Source organism: Saccharospirillum sp. HFRX-2 (assembly GCF_043196805.1).
In the GTDB taxonomy this organism is placed as follows: Bacteria; Pseudomonadota; Gammaproteobacteria; order Pseudomonadales; family Natronospirillaceae; genus Saccharospirillum.
In genome coordinates, this window is record NZ_JBEBMU010000003.1 from 274,458 (window position 1) to 299,686 (window position 25,229).

21 protein-coding genes are annotated in these 25,229 nt (G+C 58.8%); 4 read left to right on the forward strand and 17 right to left on the reverse strand.

Going from position 1 to position 25,229, the window contains the following annotated elements:
- Positions 1 to 240: 240 nt before the first annotated feature.
- Positions 241 to 2,853 carry an acyl-CoA dehydrogenase gene (locus ABMA60_RS09585; protein WP_392802080.1) on the forward strand — a complete coding sequence of 871 codons (2,613 nt, stop codon included), beginning with the start codon at positions 241 to 243 and terminating at the stop codon, positions 2,851 to 2,853.
- Positions 2,854 to 2,967: 114 nt separating this feature from the next.
- Positions 2,968 to 3,354 carry a DUF1761 domain-containing protein gene (locus ABMA60_RS09590; protein ID WP_392802083.1) on the forward strand — a complete coding sequence of 129 codons (387 nt, stop codon included), beginning with the start codon at positions 2,968 to 2,970 and terminating at the stop codon, positions 3,352 to 3,354.
- 22 nt (positions 3,355 to 3,376) lie between these two features.
- Here ABMA60_RS09590 and ABMA60_RS09595 read toward each other — a convergent pair whose 3' ends face one another.
- The gene (locus ABMA60_RS09595; RefSeq protein ID WP_392802085.1) at positions 3,377 to 3,682 is read right to left on the reverse strand and encodes an MTH1187 family thiamine-binding protein; all 306 of its coding nucleotides are present in this window, start codon (positions 3,680 to 3,682) and stop codon (positions 3,377 to 3,379) included.
- Positions 3,679 to 4,368: a ribonuclease T gene (gene rnt, locus ABMA60_RS09600; RefSeq protein ID WP_392802087.1), complete on the reverse strand. Its 690-nt coding sequence runs from the start codon at positions 4,366 to 4,368 to the stop codon at positions 3,679 to 3,681. The genes ABMA60_RS09595 and rnt overlap by 4 nt, the downstream gene beginning before the upstream one ends.
- A 157-nt stretch (positions 4,369 to 4,525) precedes the next feature.
- Here rnt and ABMA60_RS09605 point away from each other — a divergent pair, with 157 nt between their 5' ends.
- Together ABMA60_RS09605 and ABMA60_RS09610 are read left to right on the forward strand one after the other, a co-directional pair.
- Positions 4,526 to 5,476, forward strand: a complete 951-nt coding sequence (locus tag ABMA60_RS09605) for an OmpA family protein (protein WP_392802089.1) — start codon at positions 4,526 to 4,528, stop codon at positions 5,474 to 5,476.
- A gap of 29 nt (positions 5,477 to 5,505) precedes the next feature.
- Positions 5,506 to 5,808 (forward strand): hypothetical protein, encoded by a 303-nt coding sequence (locus ABMA60_RS09610; protein WP_392802092.1) that lies wholly within the window; start codon positions 5,506 to 5,508, stop codon positions 5,806 to 5,808.
- A 19-nt stretch (positions 5,809 to 5,827) separates the two neighbouring features.
- On the opposite strand, the gene ABMA60_RS09615 is transcribed toward ABMA60_RS09610, so the two are convergent.
- From ABMA60_RS09615 to ABMA60_RS09685, 15 genes are all read right to left on the reverse strand, one after another.
- The gene (locus ABMA60_RS09615) at positions 5,828 to 10,867 is read right to left on the reverse strand and encodes a DUF6701 domain-containing protein (protein WP_392802095.1); all 5,040 of its coding nucleotides are present in this window, start codon (positions 10,865 to 10,867) and stop codon (positions 5,828 to 5,830) included.
- A complete protein-coding gene (locus ABMA60_RS09620; protein WP_392802097.1) occupies positions 10,845 to 11,261 on the reverse strand; it encodes a hypothetical protein in 417 nt (138 codons plus the stop codon). The genes ABMA60_RS09615 and ABMA60_RS09620 overlap by 23 nt, the downstream gene beginning before the upstream one ends.
- Positions 11,258 to 12,151, reverse strand: a complete 894-nt coding sequence (locus ABMA60_RS09625) for a type II secretion system protein (protein ID WP_392802100.1) — start codon at positions 12,149 to 12,151, stop codon at positions 11,258 to 11,260. Before ABMA60_RS09625 ends, ABMA60_RS09620 begins: the two co-directional genes overlap by 4 nt.
- Positions 12,151 to 12,726: a prepilin-type N-terminal cleavage/methylation domain-containing protein gene (locus ABMA60_RS09630; RefSeq protein ID WP_392802103.1), complete on the reverse strand. Its 576-nt coding sequence runs from the start codon at positions 12,724 to 12,726 to the stop codon at positions 12,151 to 12,153. Before ABMA60_RS09630 ends, ABMA60_RS09625 begins: the two co-directional genes overlap by 1 nt.
- The gene (locus tag ABMA60_RS09635) at positions 12,710 to 13,303 is read right to left on the reverse strand and encodes a Tfp pilus assembly protein FimT/FimU (protein WP_392802105.1); all 594 of its coding nucleotides are present in this window, start codon (positions 13,301 to 13,303) and stop codon (positions 12,710 to 12,712) included. Before ABMA60_RS09635 ends, ABMA60_RS09630 begins: the two co-directional genes overlap by 17 nt.
- A 73-nt stretch (positions 13,304 to 13,376) precedes the next feature.
- Positions 13,377 to 13,838 (reverse strand): type II secretion system protein, encoded by a 462-nt coding sequence (locus ABMA60_RS09640; protein ID WP_392802107.1) that lies wholly within the window; start codon positions 13,836 to 13,838, stop codon positions 13,377 to 13,379.
- A 220-nt stretch (positions 13,839 to 14,058) separates the two neighbouring features.
- Positions 14,059 to 15,705, reverse strand: a complete 1,647-nt coding sequence (gene pgi, locus ABMA60_RS09645; protein WP_392802110.1) for a glucose-6-phosphate isomerase — start codon at positions 15,703 to 15,705, stop codon at positions 14,059 to 14,061.
- A gap of 190 nt (positions 15,706 to 15,895) precedes the next feature.
- Positions 15,896 to 16,276 carry an aspartate 1-decarboxylase gene (gene panD, locus ABMA60_RS09650; protein WP_392802112.1) on the reverse strand — a complete coding sequence of 127 codons (381 nt, stop codon included), beginning with the start codon at positions 16,274 to 16,276 and terminating at the stop codon, positions 15,896 to 15,898.
- A 44-nt stretch (positions 16,277 to 16,320) separates the two neighbouring features.
- Positions 16,321 to 17,163 (reverse strand): pantoate--beta-alanine ligase, encoded by an 843-nt coding sequence (panC, locus tag ABMA60_RS09655; protein WP_392802115.1) that lies wholly within the window; start codon positions 17,161 to 17,163, stop codon positions 16,321 to 16,323.
- 27 nt (positions 17,164 to 17,190) lie between these two features.
- Entirely contained in the window at positions 17,191 to 17,988 is a 798-nt protein-coding gene (gene panB, locus ABMA60_RS09660) for a 3-methyl-2-oxobutanoate hydroxymethyltransferase (RefSeq protein ID WP_392802118.1), read from the reverse strand.
- Positions 17,989 to 18,087: 99 nt separating this feature from the next.
- Positions 18,088 to 18,567: a 2-amino-4-hydroxy-6-hydroxymethyldihydropteridine diphosphokinase gene (folK, locus tag ABMA60_RS09665; RefSeq protein WP_392802121.1), complete on the reverse strand. Its 480-nt coding sequence runs from the start codon at positions 18,565 to 18,567 to the stop codon at positions 18,088 to 18,090.
- Positions 18,564 to 19,904: a polynucleotide adenylyltransferase PcnB gene (gene pcnB / locus ABMA60_RS09670; RefSeq protein ID WP_392802124.1), complete on the reverse strand. Its 1,341-nt coding sequence runs from the start codon at positions 19,902 to 19,904 to the stop codon at positions 18,564 to 18,566. Before pcnB ends, folK begins: the two co-directional genes overlap by 4 nt.
- 618 nt (positions 19,905 to 20,522) lie before the next feature.
- Positions 20,523 to 21,962, reverse strand: coding sequence for a sigma-54-dependent transcriptional regulator (locus ABMA60_RS09675; protein ID WP_392802127.1), 1,440 nt, complete (start codon positions 21,960 to 21,962; stop codon positions 20,523 to 20,525).
- Positions 21,963 to 22,036: 74 nt separating this feature from the next.
- Positions 22,037 to 24,991 carry a sensor histidine kinase gene (locus ABMA60_RS09680; protein WP_392802129.1) on the reverse strand — a complete coding sequence of 985 codons (2,955 nt, stop codon included), beginning with the start codon at positions 24,989 to 24,991 and terminating at the stop codon, positions 22,037 to 22,039.
- Positions 24,991 to 25,158 carry a hypothetical protein gene (locus ABMA60_RS09685; RefSeq protein ID WP_392802131.1) on the reverse strand — a complete coding sequence of 56 codons (168 nt, stop codon included), beginning with the start codon at positions 25,156 to 25,158 and terminating at the stop codon, positions 24,991 to 24,993. Before ABMA60_RS09685 ends, ABMA60_RS09680 begins: the two co-directional genes overlap by 1 nt.
- Positions 25,159 to 25,229 lie beyond the last annotated feature (71 nt).

A 25,229-nucleotide genomic window follows, 5' to 3' on the forward strand; every position in this document is an offset into this window, starting at 1 on the left:
TTCCCAGGGAGCAGCGGGCTTTTTCCCGGCCCGCTCATTTCTAGCCCGGCTTTATGCCGGGCATTTTTTTGTCTGGCGTTTTTGTATTCAACAAGAGTCGGATTGGGTGTTTTTTATTGCGCTGAAGTCAACAACCGTTAAAAAAATCTCCTAGTATTGGCATCTGAGTCCGTAAATCGATACGTTTTCAAACAGTTGTTTGGTTTACTGTGACAAGTGTTTTCTAACCGGGAGATCCTTATGAACCATTTACTGGTGTTGATCCTCGCTGTGGTGGTGATGCTGGCGGTGTTGCGGCGTGAGCCGGGCGCGTTGGTGTCGGTCATCACCCTGGCGGTCCTGACGGTTGTCGCCTTCGTGCTGGGCAGTCCGTTGCTGGGTTTGTTGTACGCCCTGATCGCTGCGGTCGTCGCCTTCGCTGGTCTGCCGCAATTGCGGCGCAGCTGGCTGACGCCCAAGTTGTTCGCCTTTTTCAAGCAAGTAGCGCCGCGTGTGTCGCAAACTGAGCGCGTTGCTTTGGAAGCCGGCACCGTCTTCTGGGACGGTCAGTTGTTCTCCGGCCAGCCGCGTTGGCAGCAGTTGCTGGGTCAGCGTAATCCGGGATTAAGCGAACGTGAGCAGGCGTTTATTGATAAGCAGTGCGATCACGTCACCGGTCTGGTCAATGCCTGGGAAGTTGCCGTTGAACAGGCTGACTTGCCGGAAGCGGTGTGGGATTACCTGAAGAAAGAAAAATTCTTCGGCATGATCATCCCCGAGGAATATGGCGGCCTGGGTTTTTCTGCCAAGGCGCAATCGGCGGTGCTGCAAAAGCTGTCGTTAAACGAAACCTTGATGGTCGTTGTCGGCGTGCCCAACTCTCTGGGCCCAGGCGAGTTGCTGCTGAAATACGGCACCGAAGAGCAGAAGAATCATTACCTGCCGCGTCTGGCTGATGGCCGTGAAGTGCCGTGCTTCGGTCTGACCGGTCCGCGTGCCGGTTCCGATGCCACCTCGATTCCCGATACCGGTATCGTCTGCAAAGGCTTGCACAACGGCAAGGAAGTGGTCGGTGTGCGGCTGAATTTTGAAAAACGCTGGATCACCCTGGCGCCGGTCGCCACCGTTGTTGGTTTGGCGTTCCGGATGTTCGACCCGGATAAACTGCTCGGCGATGTTGAAGACATCGGCATCAGTTGCGCGCTGATTCCGCGCGACACCGATGGCATGGAAATTGGTCGTCGTCACTGCCCGATCGGCAGCCCCTTTATGAACGGCCCGATCAAAGGCAAAGATGTATTTATTCCGCTGGAGTATTTGATCGGCGGCGCCGAAATGGCCGGCCAGGGCTGGCGCATGCTGGTTGAATGTCTGTCGGTGGGTCGTTGCATTACCTTGCCGTCTGGCGCGTCCGGAACCGGTCGTTATATGGCCGGTCTGGCTGGTGGCTTCACGCGCATTCGTCGTCAGTTCAATACGCCGGTGGCGGAAATGGAAGGCGTTAAAGTGCCGTTGGCGCGCATTGCGGCCATGGGTTACATCGCCCGGGCGACGGTGGCGCATACCGCCAATATGATCGATAACGGCCAGAAACCGGCGGTGCCCTCGACCATTCTGAAGAGCCAGCTGACCGAGTTCCAACGTCAGATGGTGACCGATGCCATGGACGTTCATGGTGGCAAAACCGTCACTCTGGGTCCGCGTAACTATTTAGGCATTGGTTATTCGGCGACAGCGGTGTCGATCACCGTTGAAGGCGCCAACATCATGACCCGCAGCCTGATGGTCTTTGGTCAGGGTGCGATTCGTTGCCATCCCTATGTGCTCGATGAGCTGGCGGCCAAAGACGCCGACGATATTAAAGCCTTCGACAAAGCCATCTTCGGCCATCTGGGCATGGTCGCTGGCAACGTGGCGCGTTCGTTCAGCGCAGCGCTGGGTGTACCGACGGGTAGCAATCCGTTCAATGGCGAGGCTGCACGCTATGCGCGCGCTGTAAACCGCTTCAGCGCCTCGTTCAGTCTGATGGCGGATGTCGCCATGGGCACGCTCGGCGGTTCGCTGAAGCTGCGTGAAATGCTCTCGGCGCGGCTCGGTGATGTGCTGTCGAATCTGTACATGACGTCGATGGTGCTCAAGCAATGGCAGGAAGGTCGTAAGGTGCCGGGTGAAGAAGCGCTGATGCGTTATTCCTGTGAATTCCTGTTGCACCGTGCTGAACTGGCGCTGGATGAAGTGCTGCACAATCTGCCTAACCGTTGGGTGGCGCGGGCGGTGCGTCCGGTGGTCCTGCCGCTGGGTCGTCGCTGGCATATGCCGGCCGACCGGCTGACCTCGGAAATCGCTCACGATGTATCGACCGATTCCAAGCTGCGTGCCTACTTGCTGGAAGACACCTGGCAGACGCAGAGCAAAGGTCAGTACAGCAATCCGGTCGCGCGTTACAACGCCTTGCTGAAAGACAACGCGCGCGCCACCGATCTATACCGCACCATCGACAAAGCCTACGCCAAAGGTCAGTTGCCGATGACGGCGCTGCACCCGGAGCAGCGTTTTGAAGAGGCGTTGAAGGCCAAGCTGATCAGCCAGGACGATCGTGACTTTATGGTCACTTACGAAGCCGAGGTGCTCGACTTACTGACGGTCGATGACTTTGCCTTCGACGAACTGGCGCGCGATCAATCCAAGGTGGTGTGGCACAACGGCAAGCCCAAGTCTGCCGCCAAGGCACCTGCTAAAGCCAAAGCAAAGGCAGCGCCGAAAGCAAAAGCCAAGGCGAAGTCCAAGGCCAAGACGGATGCCAGCGCCACCACAACGGCGCGCAGTACCTCCGAGAAGAATATGGACAGTTCGTCCTCGAACGAGTCCAGTTAAGCCTCTGCTCTCCTGGCGGTGGCGTTGCCTCAACGGCACGCTGCCGCCACTTCCCTTTCCTCCGTTTTATCTCCTATGCTGGCAGCATTGTTTTGCTGACCGGGAAGCTTTGTCATGGTGATGGATATTGTCGCAGTCGTATTGGCCACGGTTGTCGGTATGGGCGTTGGCGCTTTGTGGTACGGCCCTCTGTTGGGCGAGGAATGGCGTCAGGCGGCTGGTGTGACCTTGGAGCAGGTTAAACAGTCCAATTTTAAACTGATGATGGGCGCGACCGTCGGGCTCGAATTGATCATGGCAATTTTCTTCGAGCTGGCGGCACGGGATGACACCGTGATGCACGGTGTGCAATTGGGTTGTTTAACCGCGCTGTTTTTTGCGCTGGCCCTGGCGGTGCATTATCTGTTCGAGCACCGGCCGATGCGGCTCTATCTGATCAACGTTGGCCACACCAGTCTGGTGTTTATTCTGATGGGCGCGATCTGCGGTTTTTTACGGTAAGAAAGTGCTAGCAGGACGCTGATCAGTCTTTGGCGAGGCGGTCGAGCACAGCGTTTTTCTTGTCGGCGAAGGTCTGGTCTTTGTCGCTGCGGGTGCCGACTTTAATGGTCGAACTCAAGCGCGTGACACCGGCTTCATGCAGCTCCGCATGGCAGGCCTTGATGGCGGCGAAGACCTCGTCCCAGTCGCCATACAAGGTGGTGCCGTAGGCGTGCAGTTCGGTGTCGATCGCAAAGCGCGCCAGAATCCGCTGGCACTGCGCAATTTCATCGGCCACCGACACGCCTTCGCCGATAGGAATGACACACAAATCAGCCATGCATTTCATGAACCGTGCTCCTGATCCATAGCGTCCATCGCATCGGCCATTGTCGCCGGCTCTTCAAACAGCGGCCAGCCACCGAGTTTTTTCCACCGATTCACCATCTCGCAGAACAGCTCAGCGGTTTTGCGGGTGTCGTATTCGGCGCTGTGGGCTTCGCGGTCGTTAAAGTCGATGCCAGCCGTGGTGCAGGCTTTTTTCAGCACCGTCTGACCGAACACCAAACCGGCCAGTGCCGAGGTATCGAAGGTGGAAAACGGATGGAACGGATTGCGTTTAAGGTTGGCGCGATTGGCCGCGGCCATCATAAAAGAATGATCGAACGTGGCGTTATGGCCGACCAGAATGGCGCGCTTGCAGTCGGTTTCCTTGATGCCACGACGCACCATTTTAAAGATGCTGGTCAGGGCGGTGCTTTCGTCGACGGCCTCGCGCAGCGGGTTATCCGGATCGATACCGGTAAACTCCAGCGCAGCCGGTTCCAGGTTGGCGCCGGCAAAGGGTTCAACGTTGAAGAACTGGATTTCATCGGGTTGCAGCCAGCCTTCGTTATCCATGCGTAAGGTCATGGCCGCAACTTCCAGCAGGGCATCGGTCTGGGCATTGAAGCCGGCGGTTTCAACGTCGATAACAACAGGGTAGTAGCCACGAAAACGCTGCGACAGCAGCCAGTGGGCATCGGGGTGCGACACGCGCGCTCCACTCCAGGGGTTTGTCGGTCATCTTAATGAAGTTGCTTGCTATGGCAAGGAAACTGATGGTCCGGCCGATAACCTCATCAAGACTGGCAAAGGCTTTGCTATAGCCAATAATAATCCGCACAGAACGACCGTAAGACGAGGAAATTGCATGAACGGACGGCAACGATTGGCCCGGTGGCGGCGCACGGCGGCGAGAACTCGCCGTTTCAGTGTGTCGCTGATGCTGGCCAGCCTGACGTTGACCAGCCAGGCAGTCACCTTCGGTACCGGCATGACCGATACCGACTGGGTGTCCGAAGGCAACGAATTCTACTGCAAATTCATGCAGCCGATTCCCAATTACGGCATGGCGGTTTTCTTTCAGGAAGCCGGGCGGGATCTGGAATTTTATCTGGAAGTGTCGCGCAATTTGATGGCCGAAGGCGAAGCGGCGATCACCATCGAAGCGCCGGAATGGCGTTCCAGCGCGCTGACCTCGGCGCTCGGTTACACCCGGGTGCGTGAACGCTTGATTCCGTTGCGGGTCGAACCGGACCGGGCGCGGCGCATGATGGCCGAGCTGAGCAATGGCATGTCGCCGACGCTGACCCGCCAGGCCAAGTACCGCTCCGAGCCGGTGCGGGTGCGGCTGTCACCGGTCGATTTCAAACAGTTTTATCCGCAGTACCTGGCCTGTTCGGCGGGCCTGCTGCCGGTGAATTTCGCGCAGATCGAACGTACCACTGTGCTCTATCCGCCGGGCCAGGATTATTTAACGCCCCAGGGCGAATCCATCCTCGATGACATGATCACCTACATCGAGGCCGATCCCTTTATTTTGTCGCTGTCGGTCGTCGGCCACAGCGATAACCAGGGCACCCGCTACGAAAACCGGCGGCTGTCCGAGCGTCGCGCCAATCTGGTCACCGATTATCTGGTCGAACACGGCATCGAACCAGGCATGATCGAAACCGATTACCAGGGCGACCGCTATCCGGTGGCCAGCAACGAGACCGTCGCCGGCCGTAACGCCAACCGTCGAACCACCATTCTGGTGCGACGCTTGGAAGACCAACCCAATGATCCACTTGACGGCCTGCCGGATTTTGAAGCGCGCTGAACGATTGCAGTAATGGAGAAAGCAACCCGATGACGACCCCTGCCGTGGAACTGAACAAAGACCGCCTGATATACCGCCGTGGCCTGCAAGCCAAGACCGAGCTGGATATGGCGGACCTGGAAGAAGTGGCCGTGATGGCCAATAACGACCTGTGCTACTGGCATCTGCGCACCCGCACGCGCGGTGAGGCTCTGGTGCCGGTCGGCATTCCCGGCGAAGCCCAGATTCGCCAGTATATGTCGCGCTGGCGCGGCTTTGATTACGACGCTCTGGTGCGCTTTGTCAGCGAGCCGCCGGCAAGTGGCAGCCTGCGCTTATGGCCGTTAATCTGACCACTTTTGCGGGCTGGCGTTAACGGAAGCCCGGTCCTTGGAACAGCAGCGGCGGCCGGCCGGTGTATTGGCCGAAGTACAGCATGGAGGCGGGTCCGTTCTCATCCGTGCTGCTGTCATCATCCCAATCCCAGCTCAACCAGTTTGGCACCCGAGCACGGACGCCAACCACGCCAATAGCGCCGTTGCCTGCCACGGTGAAATAACCCTGGCCGCTGGTTAAACCGCTGAGTTGGCCGGTGGCGCCGGCGGCAATGGCGGCGCAGTCAGCCACATCGTTCTCCCCATCCAGGCGACACACGCCATCGGCTATGAGGCCGGTCAATTCGGTGTTGCTGGTTTGGCCGTCCGCAGTGACCAGGTCGTTGAAGGTAAAGGCGGGTTCCTGATCCGGATCGACAGCGGTCAGGGGCTCCACCCAAACCGGGAGAATGACCTGAGTTGTGGTGCCACTGGCGCGCGGATCGGCGTTGAGCCGGCCGTAGTGCAGTTGCACCTCAGACAGTTCGAAATCGAAGGGCGCGCAGGCTTCCTCTGCATCGCCATTGGGCTTGTAGCAGACGCCGTCGCTGTCGGTCAGCGCAGCAGGGCTCAGGCGCAGTCTGTCGATTTTCTGCGACACATCGTTGGCATCAGGTAGGGTTTTACGCGGCCAGGTCAGTTCGACATCCGCTAAGTCCAGTTGTGCGGCAGTGTCGGCATCGTAGTCGACGTCGTCCTCGTCGCGCTGCCAGTCGAGATCGTCACTGTTGTATTGCAGCGCCGCGCCGGTTGTATTCTGGCTGTCGAGGCGAGTAATCGAGCCCGAGAAGTCGGTACCGAATCTGAACAGGTCGCCATCGTAGTTGGCCAGCGGCAGGCCGGCGTAATCTTTGGCGACGATGTTCAAACTCAGGCCGCTCAGATCACCCGGTTGGCCCTGATAGCGATAAGTGTGCTCACTCCATTGCGCCAGACCTTCCTGACTGACGCTCAGCCAGGCCGGCACAAAACGCCCCAGCGGACGTTCATTGATTTCGACGCTGACATCAGCCACGCCGTCAGTGTCCAAATAGCTTTCAATCTTGCCGCTGAGTGCCGTGACCCCGACTTCGGAATAGCTGACGCCGGTGGTTTGCAGTTGGTTGTCGTCGTCGGTGGCACTCCACTGATCGGCCTCACTGATCTTTGGTGCGATGGCGCCAGCGAGGCCAGCACTGGGCGCGCGCAGATCCGATGACCAGGTCACCTCGGGCATGACCGTGGTGCGGCCGAAGCTGGCGGTTGGCTCGCCCTCTATATCGAGTCCGGCCAGGGTCACCGAGAAGGGGGCGCCGGCGATTTCAAAATAGTTCTCGTCCAGCAAGTCAGCCACGCTTTCATTTAGGCCCGGTGTTCGCCCGGAGCCTTCAACCGTGACGATCTGTAACGCCGCCGGCCGCACGCGCAGATCAATTTGATCGCTGATGACGGTGATGGCGCTCGGATCGCTGTCCGGGTCGTTAAGCTCAAACGACATCAACAGCGGCTGCTTGCCAACGTCTGGCGCCATGACTTCGAAGCTGGCGGTCGAGTCGGTGTTGAAGGTCAGTGCAACGCTGGTGCGCTCGGCGCCGGCTATCTTGTCTTGTGGGTTGGGCAGGTTGGTCCCGTCGAGCACCACCTGTTCGCCAGCCAGGCAGGTGGCTGGGTCGCTGCAGCGGCTGCCGATGCTGAAATCGAGTGTTTCGCCGTCATCAAAAATGCCCTGACAGAGGCGCGTGCCAGGATCGGTTTCGACCGCCTGAACGCTGATATTTCGTGCAGCACCGGCGACCAGATCGATCAGCGGCAGCGAACTTTGGTCGCTGTCATCAGGGTCGAAAAAGCGCAACCCGGTGTCTTTCATGGTGACGTTGCAATTAGCCTGCGCGGTCGTGCCGATAAAGCATTTTAGTGCGCTGGCATTGGTCGTTGCCGGTGTGCTGTTGGCGACTGAGAGGCTGTAGTCGCCGGCATTGCTCAACCACAGATTCAGGCGGTCGCCACTGTTGATGTCGTCACCGGATACGCTTCTGTTGATGGGGCCGTTGGCGTTCAGCTGAATATCAAACGGCTTGCTGTATTGACTGCTGCATTGGGCATCGAGGCAGGCGCGCACCGCCACCGCCAGCGGTTCACAGGTGAGACCGGTGGCGCGACTGCGCACCAGTTCGAAGTGGTGAATTTCCGGTTCATAGGGTTCGGCCCTGGTGGCACAGACTTCCAGGTTGTCGATTTCGTGAGTGGCGCTGGAGCCACCGGTCGAGCCGGTCAGGGTGAGCAGCATTTCTGCGGGTATTGCACTCTGGCCGGGATGAGTGAGCGCATCGAAGGGCCCGACCAGACGATCGAAAATGCCATCCTTGTTGGCATCACGATAGACGCTGACCAGCGCCTGGCTGCCATTGCTGTGATCGACCGTCAGCCGATAGCGCTGAGCATTATTACGTCCGGTCAGCAGCGCCGGCGACAGGTTGGCGGCGGTGCCGGCCAGGTAGGCGTAACCACTTCGGCCCTCACCCGAGCCACGCACCGACACCGAATTTGGCCGTTGGCCCACACCGCCCTGACGACCTTCGGTGGCGTTGGCGTAGTTACCGAAGATATCAATACCGGCGCCCAGCCAGCCACCGAGGAAACCATCTTCGTTGGCATTGTTGTTCTGGGCGTAACCGAGCGAACCGCCGTAACCACCGGCGACCGGCGCGCGGCTGGCATCGGACAACACGATAGCGACGCCGTCGGCGGCATCGTCGTTGTTGGTGTAGGCGTAAAAATCAAATTCCACCTGGATGCGATTACCGGCGCTGGGAAAACGCTGCAACAGCGTCGCTGAGGTCGCGCGATTGGCGGCATCGTCGGTCAGGCGCAGTCGGCCGCCCTGGGTTCGTGGGGTAAAGCCGTTGCCGTTAACCTGCCATTGGCTGTTGTCGAGTGCACCCTGGAAATTATCGGTGATGCAAAACGGTTGGCTGCCGCCGCACTGGCTGAGGTCGCGATCGCTGCCGTCGAGGTTTTTACCCTGGCGTTGCAGGTCGTACAGCAGTTTGACGTCGCCGTTGCTGAACAACTGCTCGAACACCATGACTTCATCAAGCTCACCTTGGAAATAGGTTGGCCCGCCGTTGGTGTTTTCTACCCGGCCGAGGCTTTCGAAGTAGGTTCCGATCAAGCCGCTGGCCTGACGCCCGGCGTGATCCAGTTGGCCATCGATATAGATGCGGTAATTGCCGTTGCTGGCGTTGCGAATCAGCACGACGTGATGGAAATCGCCGTCGTTGATGGCTTGTTTTGATTTGCCGTCGCTGTCGTTGCCGACGGCCAGGCCGATGTGTCCGCGACTGTCCAGCCAGCCCCAGAAAATATCGTCGGTGCCGCCACTTTCTTCGACGCCGCTAATGCCCGGTGCCAGATAGGGGGTGTCGTTGCCGGTGGCCCTGGTTCGAATCCAGAAGCTTAGCGTCGCATCACCCCTTAGAGCGTTATAGAGCGATGGCGCGCGGATAAAATCGTCAACGCCGTCAAATTCACCGCCGCGACACAAAAAGCCGGGCACCGTACTGATATTGCCGCCGCCGGTGCCGCTGTTATTGTTGTCGCTGCTGTCGGTGACTTCGCCGGGGCTGCCGTTCCAGCGCGGTTCGTCCATGCGCCACGCCAGTGTCGGTGTGGGCAGCAGCGCGTCGCAATGCACCAGATACTGCGCTGGAATGGGAGTGAAATTGGTGCGGCCGTCGTTGGTGATATCCCACAGTAATTCGATGCGGGCACTGCCGGTTGCTTCGTAATATTCCAGCTCCAGCGCGTAATAGCGGTCGGCCTCCAGATTCAGTTCGGCGCTGTCCAGAGTGGCGCTGTGATTGGTCCAGTTATTGATGATCAGGAATTCGTCGACGCTCAGGCGCACACCGTCGTCGCTGCGCACGGCGATGTCGAATTGGTCACTGGTCGGCGCACGCAGATAGCCGCTCCAGCGGATGGAGAAATCGTCGCGGCCAACGGCGTTGCGATCGGGTGAATTATTGCCCCAGTTGAAATCGATCTGGCTGTCGGTACGGGTAAAGGCGCTCGGTGGCGATAAGTCGACATTGGCAAAGTACTCACCTTCCAAGCCACTCGCGAGTGGGCAATTCACCGGTGGTCGATTGATGCAACCCGGGCTTTGCGGCGTGCAGGTGCCAAACACCTGGCTGTCGTCGGAGACGTTGATGGTGGACCAGCTTGGCGCTGTCAGATCGCCATAAATCACCGAGCTGTTGATTAAACTGATGGCGCCATTGCGGGCGTTGGCGTTGACCACTCCAGTGGCGCCACCCAGGCTGGAATCGGTAATGCGGATGGTGCCGGCGTTGAGGCTGCCACCGGTCATGGTGACCCGGTCGAGGTACATCCGATTACTGGTGGAGTGGAAATCGCCGGTCAGGGTACCGCCCGTGATGCGAATATCGCCGTTTGACTGAGCACCACCGAGTAGGTCTGAATCGGTGGTTGTGATGCTGTTGGAGGTGCTGGTGACCTGACCGATAACCTCACTGTCGGTCAGCTGGATATTGCCATTTGCGGTGACGGTTCCTTGCAGCAAGGTGCCATCGGCGACAATACCGTGACTGGAACTGGTGACATCACCACTGACCAAACCGCCGGACAGGTCGATACTGCCGCCGGTCATAATGTTGCCATCGACGCTGCTATTGGTGAGGTCAATGTCGCCGCTGCTGGCTTCCAGATCGCCGAACACCGTGGCGCCATTGGCATCAATATCGCCGTAGCTCGACTGTATCTTGATGGGACTGGTGGTTGTGCCGATTGTGGCGTTGCGCAGGTTAAAACCGTCGTTGGCAATCAATGTTGCAGAGCCATTGGCGATGACGATATCGCCACTGCCCAAAGTAATACGGCCATTGCTGTTGCAGCGATAGGTCGAACCTGAAACGCTCCAACTGGTTGAACAGTAAGGACGCTGACCCAGCGATAGATTGTAAGTCGCTGCCTGGAGGGTACCGATGCAGCCAACCAGCAGCAGGCCGAAAACCGGTTTAATTAAATTCCAGCGTCGCATTCTGCTCCGTCCACACATAGTCCGCCGCGCCCAGCTGGCCGTATTCGGCCCGGGCGGTTAAATCATAAAGCACGATGGTTGGGTTGCCGTACTGGCGTTGCTGGCAAAGCAGGCGGACGCTGATAGTGGGGTAAGCGGGTACGGTGACCGTCGCTCCCTCTAGAGTGCCCGTGCACAGGGTGGCCGGATCACCAGCGGTGACCAGTTGCTGCGTGCCCCATTCGAGCCCGGCCTGGGCCGCCAGACGCGCCCGGCTTTGCAACAGGTTCTGGGTGATCTGTCCGCTGCTTTGGGTAGCGAGTGTTGCCAGCAACGCCAGAGCGCCGCCGAGCACGATGATCAGAAAGATCACCGCCACCAGGGTGAAACCTTGCTGGCGCTGCGGCGATGTCATAGCGCACCTGCCAGGATGATGGTGTCGATCAAACGGATATTCTCGCGCGCATTGCCGATACTCAGTGTCACCGTCAGGCTGGGCGGTTGCATGACGGTGCCGGGCTGCCAGTCGAAGCGGCAGCTTTGCACCGAGTCGATCACCCGGGCGCTGGTTACCGCATTGCCAGCAAGCGATAGGCGGTCGCTCAAATCGCTGTTGCTGACGCTGCTGTAACCACTGTGCCGCCACAGAAAACCGCCACTGCACTGGTAAGCCACCGGGCCATCGCTGAGATAGGCGCGATAAAACGGAGAGTGGTCGGTAAAGGTATGGGCGGCGTTGTTCAGATTGAGCGTCGTCACCGGGCAGTTAGCGCAGGCACCGCAGTCACAGTTAAAGTCGGCTGGGTCATCGCTGTGAACATTGTAGCTGCTGATGACTGCCAGGCTTCCACTTGAGGCATTGGCTTGCCAGTCACCCAGCACCTGGGCAGCGCTGCCGCCGGCAATACTGACTCTGGCCGGCAGCTGTAAGTTGCCGAGGTCAGCAAAGACATCAAAGGCGTTATCGCCGCCGGTTGTCAGTTGATCAAAACCGCTCAGTGCTTGTTGCCGATAGCGCAGTCGGGGCGTGGCGCCGGTCTGGCTAAAACCGAGAAATTCCACGGCCTGGGTATCGCTGTTATTAATCGGCGTGCGCACCGAGTTAGGCACCGACTGACTCAAATCCTGACGCAGATGAAAAAAGGCGTATTCCGCCTGCTGTACCCAAGAAGCGCGTTCGCTGGACTGGAACACACTGCTGTAACCGCGACCGATCAAAGGCCCGACCACCACCGCCAGAATACCGGTGATGACGATGACAATGACCAGTTCGATCAGGGTAAAACCGCGACTGGATGTCAGCATCAGCAGCCTCCCTGAGTGTCATTGAAATAACTGGTGCGGTAAGCGTCGAGTGTCAGTGGCTGGCCGCGCGGATCGGTAACGGTGACGTTGATGTGGGCGATCTGCGGAACGCAGCCGGCGGTGTTGCTCAGGTCGCCGAGCGAAACGCCAAAACCAGCGTTGACCGCTATTTGAACCCGATAATCAGCGAGTTCCGTCATCGGCGAGCCATCGCGAAAGCTCGGTCCGTCGGGATCGGAATCGTAACCGTTGTAGTCGCAGATATTGTCCCAGCCATTGCGGTCGTTATCGCTCAGCGTTTCCGGTGTCGGGCAGATGGTGAGAGGAATGCTGCCGGGATTTAGCGCCGGGTCGTCATTGCTGTCGAAAAAGGCTTTGGTCTGAACTTCGTTGAGCATGGCTTCGGCCAGCAGACGGCTCTGGCTGCGCAGCATCGGGTCGACATTACGCAACACCAGCACCCCGAGAATTTGCAACACGGCGACGGCGGCAATGCCGAGCACGACGATGGTGATGATCAGCTCGATCAACGTCAGCCCGGCCTGGCGTCTGGCGCCCTTACTGCAAGCTGGCATAGCCGGTGACTCCATCAATGCGCAGGGTGGCCCCGTTCAGAATAATGCTGGTATCCGGGGCGGGCGGATTGTTGGCATCGATTGTGCCGCCGCACGCGGACGTGAGCCGATGCACCTGGCCGCGCGGGGTGAAAATCAGCCGGACCTGCGGCGTTGCCGAATTGGCGGGCAGCGACAAGGTACCGGTTAAGTCGCCGCCATTGCCGTCGCTGAACGCATAGGCCGGATCGTTACCGCAAACTGGCGCCGGTGAGCTGAAACCGTTACTGGAATCGCAACTGGTGGCGCTGTCCTGGTCACGCCAGACGCTCCAGCCGTTGCTGTCGATGCGCACTTCATAGCTGCACTGAGCGGTCACGGCGCGATTGCGCACCAGGTTTAAGGCTGACTGAAAGGCGGTGCGGTCGTCTGCGGCTTCGAAGGTGTCGGCGTTAAAAAAACGCGGCATGCCGACGGCGGCCAGAATGCCGATGATGACAATGACCAAGACCAATTCGACTAGGGTGAAACCTGTGGCGACTGTACCTGGGGTTCGGGAAATGATGGTAGTAACTCCCTCAGGTCGCAATACGATCAAGACCTTAGCGAATGCCAGGCTGCATTAGCGATGCAGCCCTGGCATCCAGTCAAGAGACAGGTATTAAATCATGTTACGAGGCTGCGGCGCAGGTGTCGTCGTCGTCGTCAAAGACGAAAGAGTCGTCGTAAGTGATGGTAGGCGCCGTACCTGCCCCAGTGGGCTCAGCATAAGTAAAGCAGGGTTTGCCGTCACCTAAGTGCACGATAACGCCACCGGTAATGGGCGCTTCTTCAAAACCATCCAAACCAGCGGCATCGCCGATAGAACCGGCTGCGGGATAACCGTGTACCAAACTGATGTTTACGCCTTCGAGTGACACTGTGCCGGTCGCACCGGTAGTGCCCGTTGCCAATGCTTGAGCGTGGGCAATAGCTGATGCTGAACGCACCGAGCCCAGGCTGCCTTCGAGGCTGGCGGTTTCTGCACCGCTACTAAAATCCACAAAACGCGGCAGGGCAAACGCCGACAGAATGCCCAACACCACGATCACCATGATCAGTTCGATAAGCGTAAAACCTTGCTGTTTTTTCATTACTTCTTGTATCCGTATCGGTCAATTTTAAAAAAGGTGGGCCGCAGTGCAGGAGGGGATGCCGTCAGAACGGGCCGCCGACTCCACACTGGCTGCCTATAAAGTGTAGACAATTCTAGAGTGTTCACACGGCTATTCAAACGATTTTTAGAATAGAAAGATATTTGCTAGCCCAGATACTATCTGGGCTAGCGGTATATCGGCGGGAAATTAGAAAGGTTTAATTGGCTTGGTTGTCGCGAAATCGTTTGATTAAAACAGCGGTCGACGAATCATAGCCGTCGGTGTTGCCAGTGCTGAGCGCCTCGAAAACGCTGTTGCCGAGCACCTTGCCTAACTCAACGCCCCACTGGTCGAACGAATTCACGCCCCAGATAACGCCTTGCACAAAGACTTTGTGTTCGTAGAGCGCAATCAGCGCACCGAGAATTTCCGGCGTCAGTTTTTCAAAGGTAAGGGTATTGCAGGGTCGGTTACCGGCGATCACCTTGTGCGGTGCGACTTCCCGCGCTTCGGCTTCGCTCATGCCTTTAGCCGTCAGTTCAGCCATGACTTCGGCTTCGGTTTTGCCTTCGAGCATGGCCTGTTGCTGGCCGAGGAAGTTAGCAAATAACCACTGATGATGATCATCGACCGGGTTGTGGCTGGTCAGCGGCATGATGAAATCGGCCGGGATCAGACGCGTGCCCTGGTGCAATAACTGGTGATAAGCGTGCTGGCCGTTGGTGCCGGTGCCGCCCCAGATCACCGGGCCGGTGGACCAACCGACCGGCTTGCCATCCTGAGTCACGCTCTTGCCGTTGGATTCCATATCCACCTGTTGCAGGTGATTAGGCAGATCTTTCAGCGTTTCATCGTAGGTCAGCACCGCCTGCGTTTCGGCACCGAAAAAGTTGTGATACCAGACGCCCAGCATGCCCATGATCACCGGCAGGTTGTGCTCCAGGCCGGTGGTGCGGAAATGCTCGTCCATAGCATGAGCGCCGCTGAGCAGTTGTTCGAAGACATCGAAACCGAGCACGATCGATTGCGCCAGACCAATGGCCGACCACAGCGAATAACGACCGCCCACCCAGTCCCACATCGGAAACATATTGGCTTCGTCAATGCCGAATTCGGTGGCGGCTTTAACGTTGGTGGACACGGCGACGAAGTGATGTTTGACGTCGTCCGGCTTGCCGCCCTGACGCAAAAACCAGTCACGCGCGGCCTGCGCATTTTTCAGTGTTTCAAGCGTGCCGAAACTTTTCGAGGCGACCACGAACAGGGTGGTTTCCGGGTCCAGATCGCGGCAGGTTTCGGTGACATCGGTGCCGTCGATATTGGCGATGTAACGCAGCTCGTAGCCGTCTTGCCAGTAAGGTTTGAGCGCGTCGGAAACGACTTTGGGGCCAAGGAAGGAACCGCCGATGCCGATGTTCACAATGGTGCGCAGTTTCTTGCCGGTGTAGCCAGCGAACTCGCCACTGTGCACCGATTCAGCGAAAGCGCGCATGCGTTTTAAGGTGTCGTTGACGGTGGCGGTGATGTCTTCGTCACCGACCTTGATCGGGTGATTGCTGCGGTTGCGCAAGGCGATGTGCAGCGCCGGACGGTTTTCCGAACGGTTGATCACCTCGCCACTGAACATGGCTTTGATGGCTTGCGGCAGGCCGGCTTCGCGCGCCAGTCCCATCAGCTCAGCCAGGCTTTCATCGGTGATGCGGTTTTTTGAGTAATCCAGATCCAGGCCGGCGGCAGAGGCGGACAAACGCGGACCGCGTTGCGGGTCTTGGGCGAATAGATCGCGCAGATGCAGCGGTTCAACGCGCTTTTTGTGTTCGTGCAGTTTCTGCCAGGTGCTCAGTTGCGTCGGATCGTAGGACATGGCTTGGCTCACTTTGATCAATGCGGTGACTGTGAAATGACGTCGTTCAGCCAGGCTTCAAGGTGGCCAAACGGGCTGTCATTTAATGACAAAAAGCAGGGCAAGACCACCGTGAGGTGAAAGAAAACTACATTTTTGGATGGGAGATGCTGAAAAGCAATGGCCGCCCTTGGCGGCCATCAAACAAAAGTCAGGCGAACTGGACTGGGATGGCGTTGCTGGTGTGGCTGACGCTGTTGTCGGCGTTCATATAGAGCATGCTCGGTTTGAACTGAGGCAGTTCGGCTTCGTCGAGCACGGCGTAGGCGCAGATGATGATGACGTCGCCGACCGACGCCTTGTGTGCCGCAGCGCCGTTAACCGAAATAATGCCGGAACCGTCTTCGCCACGAATGGCGTAGGTGGTGAAGCGCTCGCCATTGGTGATGTTGTAGATCTGGATCTGTTCGTATTCGTGAATGCCGGCCATATCGAGCAGGTCACCGCCGATGGCACAGGAGCCTTCATAATCGGGTACCGCATGGGTGACTCGGGCCTGATGCAGTTTGGCTTTGAGCATGTTCAGTTGCATGGATCAATCTCCACCTTGGGAACGCAGTCAGCACGATTCTGGAATCAGCGATCGAGCTGGATGTTGTCGATCAGTCGCGCCTTTCCTAAAAACGCAGCGGCGAGGATAACCAGTTCGCGGTCATCGTCACCGGCCGGTTCCAGGTCCAGACGGCGGCTGATATTGAAGTAATCCGGCGTGAAGCCGGCTTCGGTCAGGCGTTCCTTGGCCTGGCGGGTCAGTTGCGCGAAGTGGTTGTCGCCGGCTTCGATGGCTGTCGCCGTTTCCCTGAGGATTTGGTACAGCGTTGGTGCGCGCTCGCGCTCATCCGATGTTAAGTAGTTGTTGCGTGAACTGTGCGCCAGACCGTCGTCGGCGCGACCGGTATCGACGCCGATCATGCGAATCGGCAGGAACAGATTGTCGACCATCATCTTCAGCACGGTGAACTGCTGATAATCCTTGAGGCCAAAGACGGCAACATCCGGCTGCACCTGGTTAAACAGCTTGAGCACGATGGTGGCGACGCCGACGAAATGGCCTGGCCGGCTGGCGCCGCAGTGCAAGGTGGTGATGTGTTTGACGTCGACGCGAGTCAGATCCGGTTCGGGATACATGATGGCCGTGGTCGGGGTATAGAGCAGCTGACAGCCTTCGGCAATCAGGCGTTTTTTGTCTTCTTCCAAGGTGCGCGGGTAGCCGGACAGGTCTTCGTTTTCGCCAAACTGAGTTGGGTTGATGAAGATGGACGCGACCACGATGTCGGCGTTTTTGCGCGCCTCGGTCACCAGGCGTATATGGCCTTCGTGCAGGTTGCCCATGGTGGGCACGAAGGCCACCGTTTTGCCGCCCTGACGCAGCTCGGCCAGGCTGGCGCGCAGCTGCGCCATGTTATCGACGGTTTTCATCGCAGAGTCTCTCTCGCGCTGGGAGCGTTATTCAAAGCTGTGTTCCGGGCCGGGGAAGGCGCCGCTGGTGACATCGCGAATATAGGCGGTGACTGCCGCTTCGATGCTGTCGTTGTCGGCCATGTAGTTTTTGACGAACTTGGCCATGCGGTGCGGGTTGAAGCCGAGCAGGTCATAGCTGACCAACACCTGGGCGTCGGTGTCGGGACCGGCGCCAATGCCGATCACCGGAACTGAAACCGCCTCAGTAATGGCTTTGCCCAGCGCTGACGGTACGCATTCGAGCAACAGCATATCGGCGCCGGCATCAACCGCCGCCAGAGCGTCGTTGATCATCGCCTGGGCGGCTGCTTCGTCGCGACCCTGCACCTTAAAACCACCGAGCTTGTTGACCGCCTGAGGCGTCAGACCCAGATGAATGCAGCTGGGAATGCCCATGCGGCTTAAAGCTGTGATGTGTTCGGCAAGCCAGGCACCGCCTTCAATTTTGACCATTTGCGCACCGGCCTGCATCAGCCGGCCGGCGTTGTGCAGGCATTGCTCGACGGTGCCGTAGCTGTTGAACGGCAGGTCGGCCATCAGCAGGGCACCCTGATTGCCGCGCGCCACGTTGGCGGTGTGATAAACCATGTCGTCCATGGTCACTGGCAGGGTGGTTTGCTGGCCCTGAATCACGTTGCCCAGGGAATCGCCAATCAGCAAAACATCGATGCCCCATTCGGAGAATCGGTGTGCGAAGGTGGCGTCGTAAGCGGTCAGAACGGTGAATTTCTCACCCTCGGCGACCTTTTTTTGCAGGCTCGCCGTTGTCTTGGTTTTGGCCATGGTACCGGGCGTTGTCGCTGAAGAGGGTGCGAATGGTTGCGATTTGGTCCGAGCAAGTCAAGCAACGGATGTCATCAAAGTGTCAATCGCGGTGAGCAGTCAGTCTGGCAGCCGCTTTATGGACTGATCGGCAACGCTGTCGAGCCAGTGTTGTACGCTGCGACCGGCAATCAGCAGGTGTGGATTAAGATCGGCCAGCGGGTAAAGCACGAAGGCGCGCTGATGGGCACGCGGGTGGGGCAGGGTCAGCTTTGGGTCGTCCGATTGCAGATCGTCAAAGGCGATGATGTCCAGATCGAGCGTTCTCGGCCCCCAGCGTTCGTGACGTACCCGGCCGGCGTTCTGTTCTATGTGCTGCAAGGCGCGCAGCAGTTCGATCGGGCTCAGTCGGGTTTCAAGCAGGCAGGCGGCGTTAACGAAGTCCGGTTGCTCGGGCCCGCCAACCGGCGCGGTGCGATAACGCTTGGAGCGCGCCACCAATTGGCTGTCGGGCAGTTGGGCGAGCTGTTCCAGCGCCCGGTCGAGCAAGGCACCGGAATCACCCAGGTTACTGCCCAGCGCAATCCAGGCCTGACTCACGACTCGGAACTGTTGGACGCCGGTGACCGACGCCGGCGACGCTTCGGTTTGGTGTTGGCGGTATCGCGTGCCATAGCCGCGCGGACATCGGGGTTCTGTTCCTGATAATCGGTCCACCAGCGCCCCAGATTACCCGGCTGTTCGCCGGAGCGTTCACGCACCAGCAGGAAGTCGTAACCGGCGCGGAAACGCGGATGGGCAGCGGTTTGCTCGGCGCGTTTGGGGGTGCGCTTGGGCAGGCGCAGCTGCAATTCCCAGATGTCTTTCATCGGCAGCGAGAAACGCTTGGGAATGGTGATGGAACGCACCTGGTCAGCCACCACCTGCGCCATGGCCTGCTGCCAGGCCGGCACTTCCGGGCTGCCCATATCGATGCGATGTTCGGCATCTTCGCGCACCGCCGGCCACAGCAGCGCCGCGTACAAGAAGGCGGGCGTGACCGGACGACCGCGATTGATTCGATCGTCGGTGTTGATCAACGCCTGTTCGATAAAGCCGTTGTAAGGGCGGTCGCTGTTGCGCGCCAGAGCCGCGTGGGTAGCCGGCAACAAGGGCTCAACCAGACCGTATTCGCGCATCAGCCGCCAGGTCGCCAGACCCTGGCCGGACATCAGCATCTTGATGACTTCATCAAACAGCCGCGCCGGCGCCACATGGCTGAGCAGTGGCGCCAGTTCGGCGATGGGTTTGCTGGTGCGCGGTTCGATCTCGAAGTCGAGTTTGGCGGCGAAACGCAGCGCTCGCATCATCCGCACCGGATCTTCGCGATAGCGGGTATGGGGATCGCCGATGATGCGCAGGGTCTGGTTTTCCAGGTCCTTCAGACCGCTGCCGTAGACCCGCAGCGAAAAATCTTTGGGGGTGTAGTAGAGCGCATTGACGGTGAAGTCGCGGCGTTCGGCGTCTTCTTCGAGGTTGCCGTAGACGTTGTCACGCAGCAGCAGGCCTTCGTTCGATTGTTTTTGCTCGCCCGGTCCGGCATCGCCAGCACGGCCGCGGAAGGTGGTGACTTCGATGATTTCGCGGCCGAAGGTGACGTGCACGATCTTGAAACGGCGGCCAATCAGGCGGGAATTGCTGAACAGCTTGCGCACCTGTTCGGGCGTGGCGTCGGTGGCGACGTCGAAATCCTTGGGTTTTAAACCCAGTTGGAGGTCACGCACACAGCCGCCGACCAGATAGCCCTGATAGCCGGCATTTTGCAGACGATACAACACCTTAAGTGCGTTCGGGCTGATGTCCTTGCGGGAGATACGATGGTGATCACGCGTCACCGTCTGCAGTGCCTGCGCCGGGCCTTTGGCGGGCAACCAGCGCTTAATCCATTCTACGACCATGCGAGGGCTGTGTTCTCAACGAAAAACGAAGGGCGCAGTTTAGCGGAACTGACGGCTGTTCTCCATGATCGGCGCGAAGCTGTCCGCAGCGCTGCAGATTCGGGTGGTTTGGGCGGTTAAATATGGCTGGTGAAGGGGACAAAGATAAGGAAGGGGATAAAGACGAGAAAGCCGGCACGAGGCCGGCTTCAGCAGCAAGAGTACAATGGCGGGCCGTTGTTGTTTTTATTGAGGCCTTACTCTGTGAGTGCGGTTTTTATTGTTATTCAGCGTTTATTGTTTTTGTTTTTGCGCTTTAGGCGATGCGGTCCGGATCCGAATGCAGCCCCCTTATTGTTGTTTTTGGGTGGGGGCGCTTTAAGGCATCTCGGTCGACCCATTATTGTTTTTGTTCGCGGGCCTTTCCTGCATTGCGCGCTAGTAAGAGCAGGCTGCGTGCCAACAATAAAAAATCTTTATTAAACAAATGGTTAGCAAAGTGTGGTTAAAACGTAAGCAGCTCGTCAGCGTCCATCTGTTACGTAAGGTGTCAGTTTTGTTACGAAGTTTTGGGCGGGATTGTTACGGTTATTTGGGGTGCTGTTCGACCGGTGGAACGCTGAGCGAAAGCGGGCGTTTTTAACGCGAAGAGCTGGCGGTCGCGGCACTCTTTTTCGGGCGCGGAATGCCCAGGCGCTGACGACGTTCCCACAGGGATTTGCGGCTGATGCCGAGTTTTTGCGCCAGTTCGGTCTCGGACATGCTTTGCTGGTGCTCCAAGACAAAATGCTGGAAATAGTCTTCCAGCGACAGTTCTTCGTTTTCCGGTTGCAGCTCGTTGCTGCTGTTTTGATCGTTACCGGTACTTTCCCGGCCTGCCAGCGATTCCGGAATCTGCCATTCGTTTTCATCCAGGCCCAGCTCATCGAGGCCGATTTCACCGTCGTCACAGAGGATCAACGACCGCTGAATGGCGTTTTCCAGTTCGCGCACGTTGCCGGGCCAGTCATATTTCAGCAGCGCATCGCGAGCGTCACGCGACAACACCACCGAACCTTCGAGCTTCAAGCGGCGGGCGTGCTTGGCGAGCAGGTGTTCAGCGATGTCGAGCACATCCTGGCCGCGTTCGCGCAGTGGCGGCAGGGTGACTTCGATCACCTGCAGGCGGTAATACAAGTCTTCGCGGAAACGACCTTCCTTAACCAGTTGCTTGAGGTTGCGGTGGGTCGCGGCGATCAGCCGGACATCAACGGTGCGCGCATGGACTGAGCCGACGCGGCGCACTTCGCTTTCCTGCAGCACGCGCAACAGCCGGGCCTGAGCTTCCATCGGTAGCTCACCGATTTCATCCAGAAAGAGAGTGCCGCCTTCCGCCGCTTCGACCAGACCCTGGCGTGCTGCTGTGGCGCCGGTGAAAGCGCCTTTTTCGTGACCGAAGAGTTCCGACTCGATCAGGCTTTCGGGGATGGCGGCGCAGTTGACGGTGACCAGCGACTGGTCATGACGCGGGCTGTGCTGATGAATGGCGCGGGCGGCCAGTTCCTTACCTGTGCCGGATTCACCGTGAATCAGGATAGTGACATCGGCCGGTGCAACCCGCCTGATGCGTTTATAGAGTTGCTGCATGGCATCGCAGCGACCGACCAGATCACCAAGAACGCTGGCGGCCTGGGGTTCGTCCGGATTGGGACTGTCAGACTCCTCCGGGCTCTCGATACGCACCTGCTGACGACGCTGCTCATTAATGATGCGGCTGACGGTGCGCACCATCTCTTCATGATCGAAGGGTTTGGCGATGTAGTCGACGGCGCCCATCTTCATCGCATCGACGGCCGAACGCATGGAAGCGTAGCTGGTCATGATCAGCACCGGGACGGACTTGGCCATCTCGATCAGGTCGGTGCCCGGCGCGCCGGGCAGGCGCAGGTCGGTGATGATGAGGTTGAAGCGGTTCAGGTCGTGCTGGCTGGCTTCGGTGACGGATTCGGCTTCGGTCACCCGGTACTGGTGACGTTCCAGCAGGCGTTTCAGTGCCGAGCGGATGATGCTTTCGTCTTCAACAACGAGGATGTCGCTCATCTTGGCCTCCGTCAGATCGCCCGGTGGGCGTCGCTGTTAGCGCTGGCACCGGGCTGGGAAAGCCGTCCGGTGACCTAGTCAGATTCGGTCTCGCCTGTTACCTCTGGTAACAGGGTGTGCAAGGGTAACCGAATTGTGAAACGAGTGCCAAGCTTGTCGGCGTGGAAAGCCGGGCTCTCGACGCTGATATGACCGTAGTGTTCCTCGACGATGGTGTAGGCCAGAAACAGCCCAAGGCCAGTGCCTTTGCCGACTTCCTTGGTGGTGAAGAATGGATCGAAGACATGATCGATCACCGCTTCATCGATGCCGACACCGCGATCGACCACTTCCACCAGTACGCTTTCGCCATCGACCGTGGCGCTGATAACAACGGTCTCACCCGCCGGGCTGGCATCGCGGGCGTTACCGAGCAGATTGATAAACACCTGGCTGAGCCGCTGGGGTTCGCACAGCAGCACCAGTTCCGGGTCGATCTGGTTATCGAACACGACCGTCTGGCTGTGCGACAGCGACAGCAGATCGATGGCGTCCTGCACCACCTGGCGCAGCGGATAAGGCTGATGCTCGCTCTTGCTGTCGTCCTGCTGGCCGGCGTGGGCGAAATTCACCAGCGAACGCACGATGCGGGTGACGCGTTTGGCCTGATCGCGAATCTGGTCGGCAATCTGCTGTTGCTCGTTTGGGTCGGTGACGTAGCGCAGATCCTGCGCCAGACAATCGATGCCGGTGATGGGGTTGCCGATCTCATGCGCCACACCCGCGGCCAGCCGGCCAATCGACGCCAGCCGCTCCGAATGCACCAGTTCCGATTCCAGCAATTTGTGCTCGGTTTCGTCTTCGAGCAGCACCACCTGACCTTCGTTCATCGACAACCGCAATGGGCCGGGCGCCTGATGAAGACTGAACCAGCGTTTGCCGGGGCCCTGGGCATCGGGTTGTTCGACCGTGACCTTGCTGGCGCCGCTTTGAATAAAGTCGTGCAGCAGGTCGTGCCAGTGAGTCGGCAGACTGTCCAGGCGCGCGCCGATGGCTTCGTTCTCGCTGATGCCGGTCATCTCCGCCATCACCCGGTTCCACAGCAATATTTCGCCGTCGTTGGCCAGGTGACAGACACCGATGGGCAGGTTGTAGAGCGTCTCGCGATGGTGGCGCCGCAGCCGGTCCAGCTCCGCCGCCATACCGGTCAATTGATGGTGGAAGCCATCAAGCTTTTGCTCAAAGAAATGAATGTCGTCGCGCTCGATGGTGCCGCTTTGTTCGTACGGCAGCGCCCGCATTACCAGGGCTTGAGCAACGCTGGGGCCCATCAGACCGGACAGATTGGCTTCGATGGTGTCGCGCAGTCGGCGCAGCGCATAGGGCCGGTATTCGCCGAGCGGAAAGCCCAGCGTTTTCAGGGCGCGTTTGACTTCACGCTCGGCCATGATGCGTCCTAACGGCCGGCTCAGCGATTCGATAAATTCTTCGGCATTGCGCGCTTTCAGCGGCAATCGATGACGGCGGTCAACCGAGGTGATAACACAGGTCTGAGCCGCTTCCTGCTCTTCCGGACTGGTGCGGGTAAACACCGAAACCAGAATAAACACCAAGGTATTCAGCGCCAGCGAACTGAGGGTGGTCATCGACCAATGATCGGTTTGCAGCGCAAATTGCAGCGGCAACCGATTGGTCAGATGCAGACTGTCGGTGACCAGTGGCACCAACAAGCTGATCGCCCAGACACCGAGGCCAACCAACATACCGGCGATATAGCCTTTGCGGTTGGCACCGGCCCAGAACAGCAGGCCGAGAATGCCCGGCAGCAGTTGCAGCAAGCCAGTAAAGGCGGTGATGCCCAGCGACGACAGGTTCTGCAGCTGCCCGAGAAACAAATAGAGGCAGTACGACAGCCCGATCACCACACCGATCAGCAAACGGCGCACCCACAGCAGCCAGCGGTAGACATCGGTATCGAAGCTGGGTTTGTGGAACGGCAGCACCAGATGATTCAGCGCCATCGAAGCCAGGGCGATGGACGCCAGCACGGTAATGCCGGCGGCGGCCGACAGACCACCAAGGAACGCCAGCCAGACCAGCCAGGGTTGTTCCAGCACCAGGCCCAGACCGAGCGAGAAATATTCCGGATTCACCGGCGCGCCCAGACTCATGCCGGCCCAGAAAATCGGCATGATCGGCAGCGCCATCAACAACAGATAAATCGGTACCGCCCAGGCCACCAGACGCAGCCGGCGCGGGTCGGCGTTTTCCCGGAACAGCAGCTGGAACAGATGCGGTAGCACCAGCGGCGCAGCGATAAACATCAGCAGCAGTGAAAACCATTGCACCGGTTGCAAGGGTTCGATGGCGCGATTCACCGGCAGACTCGCCGGCCATTCCAGCAAGCCGGACCAGCCACCGAACAGATGGCTTAAAGCCACTGCGCCTAGCACCAGCAGCACAATGAGTTTGAAGGCCGACTCAAACGCCAGCGCGAAAATCAGCCCCGGGTGCTTCTCACTCGGAGTCACATCGCGGGCACCGAAGAGCACCGAAAACGCCAGCAGGATCACACAGATCAGCAAGGCCAGTGGTTTGGCCTGGGTTTGCGGGTCGAGCCGCGTCAGGGTGTCGGTGATGGCCTGAATCTGCAGCGCCAGCAAGGGTAGCATCGCCAATAAAACGCCGAGCGCTGTGACCAGACCGGCCCAGCGGCTGCGATAACGAAAGGCAAACAGATCGGCCAGCGAGGCCAGTTGATAGCTGCGCGCCAGCTCGTGCACCGGGCGCAGAATGATGGCGGAAAACATCAACGCCACGGCCATGCCGAGGTAATAAGCCAGATAGCCATAACCGACTTCGTAGGCCAGACCGACGCTGCCGTAAAACGCCCAGGCGCTGCAGTAGACGCCGATCGACAACACATAGACCAGCGGATGCTGAGTCAGGCGCTGCGGCACCCAGCCGCGTTCGGCGGCGTAGGCGATCAAAAACAACACCAGCAGATAGCCCAGACCGACGGTCAGCAGCAGTTCCCAACGAAACACCATCAGCGCCGGCTCCGCAGATATTCAGCCAAACCATTGATGGCAATCAGCCCGGCCCAGATTAAAAACGGCAGCGGCCACAAATCGCTACGACCCGCCCAACCCAGCGTAAAGGGCAGCAGCAGATAGAGCGGCAGAATCAGTAATTTCAGCAGAATGGAAAGAGACATCGGGACCAGCGTTCACTATGCGGCGGCCATCTTACCGCCGCAGGCGGTCGAAGGTAAGAGCACCGCCGCAG